Raw genomic sequence first — 15,908 nt, 5'->3', positions numbered from 1 at the left:
TAGACACCTTTACAATATCAGAATGGGGTTCTTTTTTCATCACTTAACAGGTGAAAATGAAAAAGTAAATTTAAGCTGCCGTTAGGCAGTTGGCACATGTTTCAACGAAAAGTATGAATTGTTCAGGTATAAATAAGTATTGAATAATATATTTCTCATCAAATATTTAAATATAGATGTAAACCTTTAATATTCTAATAAAATCTGCTAAAATAGTAAAGGAATCATAAGGAGGCAAATAAACATGACAAAACAACAAATTGGTGTAGTGGGTATGGCCGTAATGGGTCGTAATATCGCATTAAATATTGAAAGCCGTGGCTACTCTGTTTCACTTTATAACCGTACGGATTGGAAAACAACAGAAGTTGTTGACGAAAATCCAGATAAGAATTTAGTGGCAACATATGACATTGAAGAATTCGTTAATTCATTGGAAAAACCACGTAAAATTTTATTAATGGTTCAAGCTGGTAAAGGTACAGACGCAACAATTGAAAATTTATTACCTCATTTAGATAAAGACGATATTTTAATTGATGGTGGGAATACGTTCTTTAAAGATACAATTCGTCGTAATGAATATTTAGCAGATTCAGGCATTAACTTTATTGGTGCAGGAATTTCTGGTGGTGAAGAAGGGGCACGTTTTGGACCGTCAATCATGCCAGGTGGCCAAGAAGAAGCTTATGCTTTAGTCAAAGATATCTTAGAAGCAATCTCAGCTAAAGCTGAAGATGGTCAACCATGTGTAACATACATTGGTGCTGATGGTGCAGGACACTATGTGAAGATGGTTCATAATGGTATTGAATATGGAGATATGCAATTAATTGCAGAATCATATGACATTATGCACCGTGGTTTAGGTATGTCTGCTCAAGAAATTGGTGACATCTTTACTGAATGGAATAATGGTGAGTTAGATAGTTTCTTAATGGAAATTACATCACATATTCTAAAAACTACGGATCCAGAAACTGGTAAAGCAATGGTCGAAGTGATCATGGACCGTGCAGGAAACAAAGGGACAGGTAAATGGACTTCGCAAAGTGCACTAGACCTAGGTGAGCCATTATCATTAATTACTGAATCTGTATTTGCTCGTTTCATCTCAGCTCAAAAAGAGGAACGTGTTAAAGCAAGTAAGATTATTCCTGCGATTGAAGCAGAAATGGAAGTGACTGAAGAAGAAAAGAAAGACTTTATCGAATTGATTCGTAAAGCGTTATACTTCAGTAAAATCATGAGTTATGCTCAAGGATTTGCTCAATTACGTGCAGCAAGTGAAGAAAATGAATGGAACTTACCATACGGTGAAATCGCTAAGATCTGGCGTGAAGGATGTATTATCCGTACTAAATTCTTACAAAACATTACTGATGCGTACGAAAAAAATGCAGACTTACAAAACTTAATGTTGGATGATTACTTCTTAGACATTGTAACGAAAAATAACAGTGCCGTAAGAGGGGTAGTTTCTAAAGCAATCGCAGCAGGAATTCCAGTACCAACATTCTCAGCAGCTATTGCATATTACGATTCATATCGTTCAGAAGTTTTACCTGCGAATATTATTCAAGCACAACGTGACTTCTTCGGTGCACACACATATAACCGTGTGGACAAAGAAGGAACATTCCACTTCTTATGGAACGAAGGTAAAGAAGAAATCGATTGGTAATATGTTTCATTACAAATTAATATCACATGAGATTTCGGCCGTAAACATTAGCTTTACGGTCGTTTTTTCTTCTAAAGTTAGAGATATAACATTTCAATTCAACTCAGGGCATATTAATAACTACTAATAAAAATTGAGAAAATATTCTAATTATATTAGAATTAATCACTTAATTAGTAGCAATATGCGATAATATTGTGTAGAATTGATAAGGAAGATATTAGAATATGTTAAGGAGGATAATGAATGAGTGAAGAAAATAAACAACGTGTACTAATTATTGAAGACGAAAAGAACTTAGCTCGATTCGTTGACTTAGAATTAAAACACGAAGGCTATGAAACTGAGATTAGATATGATGGTCGTAGTGGACTAGATGCTGCATTAAATGAGGATTGGGATGTCATCCTATTAGATTTAATGTTACCAGAATTAAACGGTCTAGAAGTTTGCCGTCGTATTCGTCCGGTTAAAGATACACCAATCATTATTATGACAGCAAGAGATTCGGTTATTGACCGTGTTTCTGGTTTAGACCAAGGGGCAGATGATTATATTGTTAAGCCTTTTGCAATTGAAGAATTATTAGCACGTCTGCGTGCATTATTCCGTCGTTTAGATCATGAAGATGAGCAACGTGCACAACAACAACCAACGGTTAAATATCGTGATTTAACGGTAGAGAAGGCCAACCGTATTGTTAAACGTGGTGAAGAAGTCATTGATTTAACTAAACGTGAATATGAATTACTATTATACTTAATGGAAAACATTAACATGGTAATGTCTCGTGACGTACTTTTAGATAAAGTATGGGGTTATAAATCCGAAGTTGAGACAAATGTTGTTGACGTATATATTCGTTATTTACGTAATAAAATTGACGTTCCTGGGCAAGATAGTTATATTCAAACTGTTCGTGGAACGGGATATGTCATGAGAAACTAAGATGGAAACATTTAAAGAAAAAATAAAACAGCCCCTTTCCCTTAAGTGGAAATGGGGAATTTTATTATTTACATTTTTTGCGCCAGTTATCATCATTAGTTTAACTTGGTATCATCAAGATGTGAATGATAATTTAAGTAAGCAGGTTTATGATACGTATCAGAATAAATACGAAAACATTGATGAATATTTTCAGCAATTTGCTTTTCCATTTTTAGTGTACAACCAATCTGAAACAACAGCACGTCCATTATCGGACGAACAATATCAAGTACAAAGTAATGCAGTAAGCAACTTAGAGTATTTTGAAGATGAATATACGACAATTCGATTGTTTAGTGAATCAAATCAGTTGATTTATGAAACAATGACATTGAACTTACCATCGATTAATCATTCAGATCAGTTGCAAGAAGTGCAACATAACGACGAAACATTTTTAATGGGTTATAACACCGTGGTTTCTGATTCAACAGGTAAAAAAATTGGTTCGTTCCAGTTGATTGTGAAACCAGACTATTATACAAATATTATTCAACATCAAAATCAATTGTTTTGGCGCGTGTTATTATTAATTATCGTTATTATTGGCGTATTATCGTTTATTTTAAGTCATCGTTTCCTAAGACCTCTAACTTATCTTAATAACTCATTGGATTTGGTAGAAGAAGAAAACTTATCTGACATTCGGGTTAGAAAACCAGTCTCAGAGGATGAGTGGAGCGATTTAAGTTTACACGTGAATAAGTTATTAGATAAAATTGACAAATATGTGACTAATCAAAAACAATTCGTCGAAGATGTGTCACATGAATTAAGAACACCTGTTGCGATTGTTGAAGGTCACTTGAAATTATTAAATCGTTGGGGTAAAGATGATCCCGAAGTTCTTGAAGAATCCATCGCCTCTTCATTACAAGAAATAACGAGAATGAAAGACTTAGTACAAGAAATGTTAGATCTTTCTCGAGCGGAGAATGTGGATATCGACTATAAAGATGAGATAACAGAAGTCTATTCGACAACCGAGCAAGTATTCAATAACTTTAAAATTATCCACGAAGATTTTGATTTCTATCTTGATTCCGATGATGATGGTGAAAGCTTATATATTCAAGCATTTCGAAATCATATTGAACAAGTTCTCATTATTTTACTGGATAATGCAGTTAAATATAGCCGTGACCGTAAAGAAATCCACGTATCTATCAGTAAGAGCTTTACTAAAGTTGAGATTGCGATACAAGATTTTGGTGAGGGTATGACTGATGAAGATAAAGAAAAAGTATTTGGTCGATTTTATCGAATTGATAAAGCAAGATCACGTGATAAAGGTGGGAATGGTTTAGGCCTAAGTATTGCGAAACAATTAGTTGAAGGGTATAAAGGGGCGATTCGAGTGGAGAGTGTAATTAATCACGGTTCGATTTTTTATATTGAATTTCCAATCTTGAATGACACTCGACAAATATATAAGAGTAAGCAAATCGCCGAACGTAAAAAACTATAATGTTTATTCCATAATAAAAAAAAAACGGATATGCGTCTGTTGTAACTACCTAAATTAAGGAAGTGCAACAGATTAGCGTATCCGTTTTTTATGTATAAATTTATGTTTTAAAATTGATTAACGTCTTTGTTTACCTTCGTTACGGCGTTTCTTATTGGAAGTATTGACATTGTTCTTCGTCGGCACTAAGCGTTTTGAATCACCTTTGTTCGTATTTTTAGCTTTAGTTGCTTTTTTACGAGGTGTACGTTTAACATGTGCGTATTTCTCAGCTTCAGCTTCCATATCTTTTTCAATTCTTGGTCTTACCACTTTATTCATATAAAGTTGTTGGAAGATTGCGAACACACCACCGGTTAAGAAGTAAATTCCTAATCCAGCTGCAGAAGCATAAGTAATCCAACCAATCATTAGCGGATTCATTAACATCATTGTACGCGATGTTTGTTGCGCTTGAGGGTTATCAGATTGAGGCGTATTTTTCTGCATCATCCAGCCTTGTAGTGCATAAAGTAGAACAACACCAACTACAAGTGGAATACTTTGCTCACCTAAGTTAATACCTAAGAAGTTACTTCTTAAGATTTCTGGAGACGAACGAATCGCAGTATATACAGCAGAAATAATAGGCATTTGGATTAGTAGTGGTAGACATCCTGCTAAACCACCAAACATATTAATGTCGTATTTCTTATACACTTGCATAAGTTCTTGTTGTAACGCTGCTTTTTCATTTTGATCGCTTGTTTCTTCCATTTCAGCATTGATTTCATCAATCTCAGGCTGAGCGATCTTCATTTTTGATTGACTAATCATTGAATTTTTAGTCATATTTACTGATGATGGCATCATAAGTAATCGTGTGATGATTGTAATAATTATGATTGCTACCCCGTAGCTACCGCCGAAAATCCCAGCAATCCAGTCCATTAGAGTGGATGCAGGTCGACCAATATACTCGTAAACCCATCCAGAAGGGTTACCAGCACTATCGTAAGAGACACAGCCGGACATAACTAGTATAACAACAGCTAGTAGTCCAATAATTTTTATCCATTTTTGCTTCTTTTTCATCTAAGTTATCACTCCATTAAAATTCATACTCTTATATAATATAGAAAAGAGATGAAGAATTCAATCAGATTCTCACTATATTTAATTAACAAAAGTTAATATACTACAGAAAAATCATCATAAACTTTATCGAGTTGCAAATCGTGGATCTCGACATCTTTAATTTTCATAAATTGATGTTGAGGTTGTTTGATTCGCTCAACCATCTTATTCAAAGTATCATCATCTGTTTGAGCGATAATTTTGACATCACCGTCAGACAAATTTCTTACTGTTCCTTTAATATTAAGATCTTTTGCAATTTGACTTACATAATTTCTAAAGCCAACACCTTGTACGCGTCCTGATACGATTAATTCAGTTGTTTTCATGTAATCGCTCCCTTTCTTTTGTTTACATTGTAACACAGAATTTCTAATAAAGAATTCGATATATCCACCATTCAATGCTATAATTAGTGTTGCGTAAAGTTTAGCGAATAGAAGAACAAGGAGGATGGTCCATGACGAAAAAGAAGAAGGCTCAAGCTAATAAGTCAGAGCAAATAAGTGATCATTCAAAACATTATATATATTTAATTATAGGCTTGATTGTCGCTTTTATATCGATAATAGCCTTATTTAATTGGGGATTTTTTGGTTCACTTGTCTTAAATACATTTCGACTGTTTGTCGGTGAAGCTTATGATTTATTATTAGTTGGAATTGCTTTTATTGGATTAGCAATGTTTGTGAAGCGTTCCATTGTTAATATCCCCGCATTAAAATTAATGGGTTCATTGTTTATATTAATAGCGATGACGACATTACTTCATTTTAATCAATTTTATCCTTTAGAACCTTTACCTGATTCCATTTTTGCGATTACTTTTGATATTTTCAAAAATGAATTTGTAACTGGTCAAAACCAAGTCAGTCTTGGTGGTGGGATGCTCGGTGCAGTTTTTTATGCGAGTTTTGGTTATTTATTTGGACAATGGGGAACATATTTATTAGTAGGTATTGTGTTCTTTATTGGGCTTTTTATGACTACAGGTGTGACTTTTGAAGCATTTATTAATGCAATTAAACACTTTTTCATTTTAATATATGGAGGATTTAAACGAGTTGGAAACACAATTAGTGAAGTTCGTTCTACATATAAAGAATCTTTCGTAGAAGAAGAGGAAATTACTGAAGACATCGAACCTGTGGTTGAAGAAGCTATTTATGAACAAAATGATTCATTTAATGAATATGAGGATTATTCAAGAGAAGAAGTGTCTTATGTAAGTAAGCAAAGACCTCAGAGAAGAGCTTTATTTGATAAAATAAAGAACAAATTTAATGTCAACGATGCTGAGGAAACGACCGAACAGTGGCAACCCCGTTATCAGCCTTCCATTAAAGTAGATAAAGAACCTAGTTGGGAAGTATATGATGATACGGATGCACTAGCGTCAACAGCAGCTAGTGAACGTGCAAGACTAGAACGAGATAAAGATTTAGTCTTAGATTTAGATTATTTTGACCAAATTTCTAATCATACAAAAGAAGATGAGTCAGAATCAGTTGTTGATATGCCACAGCAACCTAATTATGATTACAATAATCCATCTGATTGGGATGCGCCAACGACTTATGAAGAAGAATCTTATAACAACGTAGAAATTGATGCAGATGATGATACATTGGCTCATGAGATTGCTGATACCTTACCTGAAGAACCGACAAACCAAGAAACGGTTCAACACTCTAATGCCGCTCATTGGCAACAACAATCTGATAATATCCAAAACACAACTGATAATGATTTAGATTCTGTTCTTGAACAAAGCAGTAAAGCCAATCCAACTCAGAAAAAAGAATCGAAAAAAAGTAAGCATAAAGGGTATAAATTACCATCAAAAAACTTATTAACGAAAATTCCGCCGGTGGATCAATCTGAAGAATACAAACGGATTAATGAAAACATCGATAAACTTGAAAGAACATTTAAAAGTTTTGGTGTAGATGCTAAAGTTGTTAAAGCAAATTTAGGACCATCGGTTACGAAATATGAAATTGAACCAGCTATTGGTGTGAAAGTAAGTAAAATTGTTTCATTATCTGATGATATTGCATTATCACTCGCAGCCAGAGATATTCGTATGGAAGCTCCCATTCCAGGCAAATCATTAATTGGGATAGAAGTACCAAATACTCAAGTGAGCCCAGTTTCTTTTTGGGAAATTGTAGATGCGGCCTTAAAATCACCAAATCTTTTAGAAGTGCCTTTAGGACGAGATATATCAGGATCAGTGTGTACAGCCGATTTAACTAAAATGCCTCACTTACTAATTGCTGGTGCAACGGGGAGTGGTAAATCAGTGGGAATGAATGTTATTATTGCTTCTTTATTAATGAAGGCAAAACCTAATGAAGTGAAATTCTTAATGATTGACCCTAAAAAAGTTGAGTTGACTATGTATAATGAATTACCTCATCTTTTATCTCCGGTAGTTACTAACCCGAGAAAAGCGGCTCAAGCATTAAACAATGTAGTCCAAGAGATGGAACATCGTTATGAATTATTTGCAGCATCTGGTGTAAGAAACGTAGATAGCTATAATGACTATATTGAAGAGCAAAACAAAAATGAAGGAACTGGCTATGAAAGACTGCCAAAAATTGTGGTCTTTATTGACGAGTTAGCAGACTTAATGCTAGTAGCTAGTAATGAAGTAGAGAATGCGATTATTCGCTTAGCTCAAATGGCACGTGCTGCTGGTATACATATGATTATCGCAACTCAAAGACCATCCGTAGATGTTATCACAGGGATTATAAAAGCAAATGTGCCATCAAGATTAGCCTTTGCGGTTTCAAGTGGGACTGATTCGAGAACAATCTTAGATTCAAACGGTGCTGAGAAGTTACTTGGTAGAGGAGATATGCTATTCCAACCAATGGGTATGAATAAACCATTACGTGTTCAAGGTGGATATATTTCTGATGCTGAAGTAGAGCGTATTACAGACTTTATCAAAGATCAAAGTGAGCCTGATTATGATGAAGCGATTGTTGTGACAGATGAAAGTCTTGAAAAAGCTAATGCATCTGATGACGAATACTTTGAAGATGCGGTTGCACTTATTAAAGAACAAGAAACAATCAGTATCTCTCAATTACAAAGAAGATTTAGAATTGGTTATAATCGAGCAGCAAGATTAATCGATGATATGGAAGCTTTAGGTTTAGTAAGTGAACCAGATGGAAGTAAACCAAGACAAGTCTTAATAGATTAAAATTAAATACCTAGTAGATTAATGTTTACTACTAGGTATTTTTTTATTTTGAGCAAACTTTTTATGAAAATGTTGTTAAACCAATGATTGAAAGAGCATAGAAAAAATCGAAAAAGCTCAAAAAACCCAACCGCTTACATTGTGTTTTTGTTAAGCTTACGGTATAATTTTAAATGAACAAAAAAGGAGGAAGATTGAATGAAAAAATTACTTAAATTATCTGCCGTAGCATTAATGGCTGCAGGAGTTGCATTACCAACGATGGCGACAGCGCAAGAAGAGTTTTCTGCTATTATGATTACGGATATTGGTGGGGTGGATGACAAATCATTTAACCAATCAGCATGGGAAGGATTAACTGCATGGGGTGAAGAGCACGGTAAAGAACGTGGAGTGAGTGGATATGACTACTTACAATCAAACAGTGACTCAGACTTTGTTACAAACATTAACACGGCTTTATCATCAAACTTTGATATAATTTTCGGTATTGGATTTAAATTAGAGCCAGCGATTAATGATATGGCTCAACAATATCCTGACCGTCACTTCGCCATTGTAGATGCTGTGGTTGACCAACCAAATGTGGCTTCATTAAACTTTAAAGACCATGAAGCAGCATTCTTAGCTGGTGTCGCAGCTGCATTAACAACTGAAACAGATCACCTAGGTTTTGTTGGTGGAGTTGAAGGGGTTGTTATTGACCGCTTTGAAGCGGGATTCGTTGCAGGAGCACAAGCAATTAACCCAGATATCGAAATTTCTGTTGAATACGCAGGTAGCTTCGGTGATGCTTCACGAGGTAAACAAATTGCAGCAGCAATGTACGCGAACGATGCAGATATTATCTTCCATGCATCTGGAGATACAGGGAATGGAGTATTCTCAGAGGCAAAAGACTTAGTAACAAACGACCCTTCACGTAATTTATGGGTAATCGGGGTTGACCGTGACCAAGCAGAAGAAGGTATCGTAACTGTTGATGGAGAAGAACGCCACTTAACATTAACTTCTACATTAAAACAAGTTGGAGACGCAGTGAAACAATTCGCTGAGCAAACTGAAGCCGATGGCTTTACCGCTGGTAACACTGTCTATGGTTTAGCAGACGGTGGAGTTGAATTAACTGAAGGTCAATTAACTGACGAAGTTAAAGAAACAATTGAAGAATACCGTCAACAAATTGTTAATGGGGAAATTGAAGTTCCAGAAACGCCAGAATAAAACACGAACAATAACGGCATAATTAAAGAGATAATACGTCAAACTATTGAGAGCTCGTTTTTTATAACCTATAATACCTTTAGACATTAACTAAGGGAGGAAATACATTGAACAAATTACTTAAATTATCAACAATTACTTTACTCGCCGGAGGATTAGCTTCTCCAATTTTTGCTAACGCACAAGAAGATTTTAGTGCAATCATGATTACTGACCAAGGTGGGGTAGATGATAAATCATTTAACCAATCTGCATGGGAAGGGTTACAACTATGGGGAGAAGAGAACGGCCTAGAGAGAGGTACTTCTGGTTTTGATTATTTAGAATCAGCAACTGACTCAGACTACATTACTAACTTAAACACGGCGGTTCAAAGTGGTTTTGATTTAATTTACGGAGTAGGGTTCAAATTAGAAGCAGCGATTAATGATGTTGCTCAACAATATCCAGATCAACAGTTCGCGATTATTGACTCTGTAGTGGATCAACCAAATGTTGCTTCTATTAATTTCCAAGACAATGAAGCAGCTTTTCTAGCTGGTGTTGCTGCAGCTTCAACAACTGAAACAAATAAAATTGGATTTATTGGTGGAGTTGAAGGGATTGTCCTTGACCGTTTCGAGGCTGGCTTTGTCGCTGGTGCTGAAGCAGTTAATCCTGACATCGAAGTTACAGTTGAATATGTTGGAAGTTTTGCTGATGCACCGCGTGGTCGTCAATTATCAGCAGCAATGTATGCTGCTGATACTGATATTATTTTCCAAGCTGCTGGAGATTCAGGTAATGGAGTCTTCTCAGAAGCAAAAGATTTAGTGTCTGCTGATCCAGAACGTAATATTTGGGTTATCGGAGCTGATATGGATCAAGACGCTGAAGGGATTATTGAAATTGATGGAGAAGAACGCGGATTAACTTTAACTTCTACGTTAAAACAAATCGGTGATTCTATCCAATTATTTACAAATGAAACAAAAGCAGGTAACTTCGAAGCTGGAACACAAGTCTTTGGGTTAGCTGATGGTGGAGTTGGCTTAGCTGAAGGAAATCTTTCAGAAGAAGTTTTAACTACTGTAAATGATTACCGTCAACAAATTATTGATGGTGAAATTGAAGTCCCAGAAACTCCTGAAAACTAATCGTTTTTTAAGTAAAGGGCGCCTCGTGAAGGTGCCCTTTTTTTATGAGGATTTACCATTATAGAACATGGAAAACTAAAAAACACTGTGAAATTACTAATTTGGATAAGTACAAACACTAATTATTTTACAAAAATTGCAATTATAGAATACTTTAATATGATTTTTACTATGCTTTTTTAGTATACTTGACTATAATTATATATGATATAACAGATTGCAAAATTATAAGTATAGAATGTGAGGAGCAATTATGACAGATACAAATGTACCTGTAATTGAGATGCGTGACATTTCCAAAAAATTTGGTGAGTTCTACGCGAACAAAAATATCAACTTACAGTTAAAAAAAGGTGAAATTCATGCCTTATTAGGGGAGAACGGAGCAGGAAAATCAACATTAATGAATATTCTCTCTGGTTTATTAGAACCTACATCAGGTGATATTTACATGGGAGGAGAAGTTGTTCAAATTGATTCTCCAACCAAAGCCAACCAACTCGGAATTGGGATGGTTCACCAACATTTTATGTTGATAGATGCTTTTACGGTTGTTGAAAACATTATATTGGGTGAAGAACCTGTCTCAGGTCTAACAATTGATAAAGGAACAGCTCAGAAAAAAATTGAAGAGATTTCTCAACAATATGGTTTGAGTGTCGATCCTTCAGCTCGTATTTCATCTATTAGTGTAGGAATGCAACAACGTGTTGAGATTCTTAAAGTGCTTTATCGTGGGGCAGACATTTTGATTTTTGATGAACCGACTGCGTCACTAACGCCTCAAGAAGTGACAGATTTAATGGTTACATTACGTAAATTAGCCGAAGAAGGTAAGTCAATTATTATCATCACTCATAAGTTGGATGAAATTAAACAAGTAGCCGATCGCTGTACTGTTATTCGTCGTGGTCAATCGATTGATACTGTTGATGTAGCAACAACAACTTCAAATGAGTTAGCTGATATGATGGTTGGCCGTTCAGTATCATTTACTACTGAAAAGAAACTTGCAAATCCATCAGATACAATAATTGATATCAAATCACTTAATGTTTTGGATGAACGTAGTATAAAAGCGGTTGAGGATCTTTCATTTAAAGTTCGCAAAGGTGAAATCGTTGGTGTCGCGGGAATTGATGGAAATGGTCAATCAGAATTAATACTTGCAATGACAGGATTATTGCCAGTTGAATCAGGTCAAATTCTCTTCGAAGGGAAAGATATTACAGGTCTTTCACCGAGAGATGTGAATGAAAGTGGCATTGCTCATATTCCAGAAGACCGTCATAAGTATGGTTTAATTCTAGATATGCAATTAGAAAGTAATATGATATTGAAAAACTATTACGCGAAACCTTATTCAAGTAATGGCTTATTACATTTTACTAAAATTGAACAACAAGCGAGAAAACTAATTGAATCTTATGATGTAAGAACAACTTCTGAGAAAGCTATTGCTAGATCATTATCTGGTGGTAATCAGCAGAAAGCAATTATTGCAAGAGAAATAGATAGTGATCCTAAATTCTTAATTGCAGCAAACCCGACCCGTGGACTGGATGTGGGTGCAATTGAATTTATTCATAAAGAATTAATTAACGAACGCGATAAAGATAAAGGTGTTCTATTAATGAGTTTCGAACTTGATGAGATATTAAATGTAACGGATAGAGTTCTAGTCATGTTTGATGGAAAGATTGTTGCGGACATTCCAACACATGAAACAAACGAACGTGAGTTAGGATTGATGATGGCGGGAACACCATTTTCAGAAATTGAAGCGGCTCGTCAGGAAGGAAGTGTTGTATAGTGAAGTCAAATATTAGACAAATTATGGTCCCATTATTATCAATTGTTATTGGACTTGTCTTTGGAGCAATTATTATGTTGGTTTTTGGTTATAATCCAATTGAAGGTTATAAAGCATTACTTACAGGAGCTTTAGGAAATCCATTTAATATTGGACAAACAATTCGTGCAGCAACTCCCCTAATCTTTACTGGTTTAGGTTTTGCGGTAGCTTATACGGCTGGATTCTTTAATATTGGTTTAGCAGGTCAAGCTTTAGCAGGTTGGTTAGTATCAGTATGGATTGGTATATCATTACCTGATTCACCAAGTTGGCTTGTCTTACCACTTGCAATACTTGGTGGAACGATTGCTGGTGCTTTATGGGCTGGAATTGCTGGAGTTTTAAAAGCATTCTTTGATACCAGTGAAGTTATCGTAACAATCATGTTAAACTATGTAGCCATTTATATTTCTGATCATATTATTCGTAACGTAATCACTGATCGCGCAGATGCAACGCCTTTCGTTGGGGAGAATGCATCATTACGCTTGCAATGGTTAACTGATTTAACAAACGGGTCAACGATTCATGGTGGTATTTTCTTAGCCTTAATCTTTGCAGTTCTTGTATCAATTTTACTTCAAAGAACAACCGTTGGTTTCGAGTTGAGATCCGTTGGTTTCAATAAGCACGCTGCGAATTACGCAGGTATGAATGCGAAACGTAATATTATTTTAGCAATGTTATTATCTGGAGGATTAGCTGGATTAGGTGGAGTTATGAACGGCTTAGGCGAGTTTAGAAACGTCTTCTTAACGAACGGTGTTGCTCCAGCCATTGGTTTTGATGGACTTGCTGTAGCATTATTAGGTGGTCTGAATCCAATCGGAATCATCTTCGCAAGTCTTTTATTTGGTGGGTTAAAAACAGGTGGAACGATTATGCCACTTATGGCAGGGGTTCCTTCTGAAATTGTTGATATTGCAACGGCGGCAATTATCTTCTTCGTAGGTGCTAACTATGTTATTACTTATTTTATGGATCGTCGTGAGAAATCTAAATTAAGTAATACAGAAGTGATTGTTCAAGGAGGAGATGAGTAATGGTCAATTTATTAGCATTAATTGTATCATCTACATTAGTATACTCAGCCCCGTTAATATTTACGGCGATCGGTGGAGTATTTTCTGAACGAAGTGGTATTGTAAATGTTGGTTTGGAAGGTATTATGGTGATGGGAGCTTTCAGTTCCGTAGTTTTCAACCTATTTTATGCTGAAACATTTGGATCTTGGACTCCTTGGCTTGGTTTATTGGTTGGAGCCCTTGCGGGTGTATTCATTGCTGCAGTCCATGCTTTAGCAACAGTAAATTTAAGAGCAGATCATATTATCTCTGGTACAGTTGTTAACTTAGCGGCTCCAGCTTTAGCTGTGTTCTTAACACGAGTTTTATTTGAACAAAGAGGACAAACAGACATTATTCGCGAATCATTTGGGTATTTTAATTTCCCACTTTTAAGTGATATCCCTGTTATTGGACGTATTTTCTTCCAATCAACTTCTTTACCAGCTTATGTAGGTATTATTGTTGCCTTTATCTGTTGGTTCTTCTTAGCGAGAACTCGCTTTGGATTAAGAATCCGAGCGGTTGGTGAGAATCCTCAAGCAGCAGATACAATGGGAATTAATGTTTACGCAATGAAATACGCTGGTGTACTACTTTCAGGTGTATTCGGTGGAATTGGGGGAGCGGTATTATCTCAATCTATTTCATTAAACTTCTCTGTTTCTACTATTGCAGGACAAGGGTTTATGGCGATGGCGGCAATGATTTTTGGTAAATGGAATCCAGTAGGAGCTATGTTAGCAGCGATATTCTTTGGATTTGCTCAAAGTTTATCAGTAGTTGGTTCTCAAATTCCACTCATTGAATCTATAGATCCAGTTTATTTACAAATCGCACCTTACATTATTACAATTATAGTACTTGTAAGCTTTGTAGGAAAAGCATCTGGTCCAGCTGCTAATGGTAAAACTTATATTAAATCAAAATAATTCTTATATTAAAACGGCCTATATTTGTAGTGCCGTTTTTTGCATTAATACAGCGATTCTTTTAGATATATGTAATAAATTTATAAGATTAAATCATGACAAAATACTTAACAATTAAGATTACTATCTTTAAATTCTATGCTATAATACAGTAGTATAGATTTAGATACAAAGAGGAGTCTGTTTTATGAGCGAATTGGGAACTAAATTACGCGAAGCGCGTGTAGAAAAAGGTTATACCCTAAATACATTACAACAAATGACAAAAATTCAAAAAAAATATTTACAAGCCATTGAATTAGGTAATTATGAAGAAATGCCAGGTAGCTTTTATGTGCGTGCTTTTATTAAACAGTACGCTGATATGGTTGGCTTAAATGGTGATGAGTTATTAATTGAATATGAAGATGAATTGTCTTCAGGTTCTGATAAATCTAATGATTCTGATGATGTGGAAGGCGATAAAATTCCTAGTCGTGCAGAACGTTATGTTACGAATGAAAATAATTCTTTTGATTCGGTCCTTGCTTATTTACCAGTAATCTTATTAGTAGCTATTGTAATTGGAATAATGATTGCTTTAGTTTTTGCGATTAATAGTATCGGTCAAAACGACCAACCTGCAGAATCGGTTTCAAGTGAGACGACGAGTATCGTGAGTGTTGTTGAACCGGAATCAGTTGAACAGGACGAGCCAGCGACAGAATCAGATGCTGAATCTGAAACTACTACTGAAGAGCCAGCGCTTGGAGAGAATGATATAATGGTTGGAGATCAAGTATTAACATTAACTTCACAACCTGGTGAGGCTACGACTTATGAATTGAATGCACCGTTCTCAGAGTATACTTTTGAGTTTGAAGGAAATAACTTTGTGTGGGTTGGTGTATTTGAAGACGGTGTGATTGTACAAGATACAACCATTGTTGAAGATGAAGTGTTAGAACATACCGTGACTCCAGGTACTCAAGAAGTTAGAATTTCCTTCGGATATCCTGAGGGAGCTAATTTATCAGTTAATGGTACGTTAATTGAGCCTCAAGGACAATACTTAACAGAGACGATTATCTTTACAGCAGCGGAAGATAGTGGAGTGGAAACTGAAGATGGTGCTATCGAATTAGATATACCAGAAGAAGACGCAACGACTTCTGAAGAAGATTTCCAAGGACCTGCCGTATTAGCACCAGAAGATGGTACGGAGGGAGCTGAATAA

At 35.5% G+C, this 15,908-nt stretch carries 12 protein-coding genes; 10 read left to right on the top strand and 2 right to left on the bottom strand.

Features of this window, described 5'->3' with window-relative positions; translation table 11 throughout:
• The first annotated feature begins 244 nt into the window (after positions 1 to 244).
• The 3 genes from gndA (at position 245) to ACEN33_RS01720 (ending at position 4,142) form a co-directional block, all read left to right on the top strand.
• Positions 245 to 1,684 (top strand): NADP-dependent phosphogluconate dehydrogenase, encoded by a 1,440-nt coding sequence (gene gndA / locus ACEN33_RS01730; RefSeq protein WP_407094437.1) that lies wholly within the window; start codon positions 245 to 247, stop codon positions 1,682 to 1,684.
• Between the two features lie 246 nt (positions 1,685 to 1,930).
• Complete coding sequence (locus ACEN33_RS01725; protein ID WP_138403684.1) at positions 1,931 to 2,632, top strand: response regulator transcription factor; 702 nt, start codon at positions 1,931 to 1,933, stop codon at positions 2,630 to 2,632.
• A gap of 1 nt (position 2,633) precedes the next feature.
• Positions 2,634 to 4,142 (top strand): sensor histidine kinase, encoded by a 1,509-nt coding sequence (locus ACEN33_RS01720; RefSeq protein ID WP_407090653.1) that lies wholly within the window; start codon positions 2,634 to 2,636, stop codon positions 4,140 to 4,142.
• A 117-nt stretch (positions 4,143 to 4,259) separates the two neighbouring features.
• On the opposite strand, the gene yidC is transcribed toward ACEN33_RS01720, so the two are convergent.
• Positions 4,260 to 5,216: a membrane protein insertase YidC gene (yidC, locus tag ACEN33_RS01715; RefSeq protein WP_407090652.1), complete on the bottom strand. Its 957-nt coding sequence runs from the start codon at positions 5,214 to 5,216 to the stop codon at positions 4,260 to 4,262.
• Positions 5,217 to 5,311: 95 nt separating this feature from the next.
• Entirely contained in the window at positions 5,312 to 5,587 is a 276-nt protein-coding gene (locus ACEN33_RS01710) for an acylphosphatase (protein WP_138403687.1), read from the bottom strand.
• Between the two features lie 131 nt (positions 5,588 to 5,718).
• On the opposite strand from ACEN33_RS01710, the gene ACEN33_RS01705 reads away from it, so the two are divergent.
• From ACEN33_RS01705 to ACEN33_RS01675, 7 genes are all read left to right on the top strand, one after another.
• Positions 5,719 to 8,481, top strand: a complete 2,763-nt coding sequence (locus tag ACEN33_RS01705) for a DNA translocase FtsK (protein WP_407094436.1) — start codon at positions 5,719 to 5,721, stop codon at positions 8,479 to 8,481.
• A gap of 198 nt (positions 8,482 to 8,679) precedes the next feature.
• A complete protein-coding gene (locus tag ACEN33_RS01700) occupies positions 8,680 to 9,705 on the top strand; it encodes a BMP family protein (protein ID WP_407094435.1) in 1,026 nt (341 codons plus the stop codon).
• A gap of 107 nt (positions 9,706 to 9,812) precedes the next feature.
• Entirely contained in the window at positions 9,813 to 10,841 is a 1,029-nt protein-coding gene (locus tag ACEN33_RS01695; RefSeq protein ID WP_407094434.1) for a BMP family protein, read from the top strand.
• 253 nt (positions 10,842 to 11,094) lie between these two features.
• Positions 11,095 to 12,654, top strand: a complete 1,560-nt coding sequence (locus ACEN33_RS01690; protein WP_407090649.1) for an ABC transporter ATP-binding protein — start codon at positions 11,095 to 11,097, stop codon at positions 12,652 to 12,654.
• Positions 12,655 to 12,677: 23 nt separating this feature from the next.
• Positions 12,678 to 13,739 (top strand): ABC transporter permease, encoded by a 1,062-nt coding sequence (locus tag ACEN33_RS01685; RefSeq protein WP_407090654.1) that lies wholly within the window; start codon positions 12,678 to 12,680, stop codon positions 13,737 to 13,739.
• Positions 13,739 to 14,692, top strand: coding sequence for an ABC transporter permease (locus tag ACEN33_RS01680; RefSeq protein WP_407090648.1), 954 nt, complete (start codon positions 13,739 to 13,741; stop codon positions 14,690 to 14,692). Before ACEN33_RS01685 ends, ACEN33_RS01680 begins: the two co-directional genes overlap by 1 nt.
• A gap of 187 nt (positions 14,693 to 14,879) precedes the next feature.
• A complete protein-coding gene (locus tag ACEN33_RS01675) occupies positions 14,880 to 15,908 on the top strand; it encodes a helix-turn-helix domain-containing protein (RefSeq protein WP_407094433.1) in 1,029 nt (342 codons plus the stop codon).

It is taken from the genome of Ruoffia sp. FAM 24228 (assembly GCF_045528575.1).
GTDB classification, from domain to species: domain Bacteria; phylum Bacillota; class Bacilli; order Lactobacillales; family Aerococcaceae; genus Ruoffia; species Ruoffia halotolerans.
This window is presented reverse-complemented; position numbering and strand designations above follow the sequence as displayed.

Coding starts and splice junctions, on each gene's coding strand:
- gndA (WP_407094437.1), top strand. CDS start 245: ATGACAAAACAACAAATTGGTGTAGTGGGTATGGCCGTAATGGGTCGT.
- ACEN33_RS01725 (WP_138403684.1), top strand. CDS start 1,931: ATGAGTGAAGAAAATAAACAACGTGTACTAATTATTGAAGACGAAAAG.
- ACEN33_RS01720 (WP_407090653.1), top strand. CDS start 2,634: ATGGAAACATTTAAAGAAAAAATAAAACAGCCCCTTTCCCTTAAGTGG.
- yidC (WP_407090652.1), bottom strand. CDS start 5,216: ATGAAAAAGAAGCAAAAATGGATAAAAATTATTGGACTACTAGCTGTT.
- ACEN33_RS01710 (WP_138403687.1), bottom strand. CDS start 5,587: ATGAAAACAACTGAATTAATCGTATCAGGACGCGTACAAGGTGTTGGC.
- ACEN33_RS01705 (WP_407094436.1), top strand. CDS start 5,719: ATGACGAAAAAGAAGAAGGCTCAAGCTAATAAGTCAGAGCAAATAAGT.
- ACEN33_RS01700 (WP_407094435.1), top strand. CDS start 8,680: ATGAAAAAATTACTTAAATTATCTGCCGTAGCATTAATGGCTGCAGGA.
- ACEN33_RS01690 (WP_407090649.1), top strand. CDS start 11,095: ATGACAGATACAAATGTACCTGTAATTGAGATGCGTGACATTTCCAAA.
- ACEN33_RS01685 (WP_407090654.1), top strand. CDS start 12,678: ATGGTCCCATTATTATCAATTGTTATTGGACTTGTCTTTGGAGCAATT.
- ACEN33_RS01680 (WP_407090648.1), top strand. CDS start 13,739: ATGGTCAATTTATTAGCATTAATTGTATCATCTACATTAGTATACTCA.
- ACEN33_RS01675 (WP_407094433.1), top strand. CDS start 14,880: ATGAGCGAATTGGGAACTAAATTACGCGAAGCGCGTGTAGAAAAAGGT.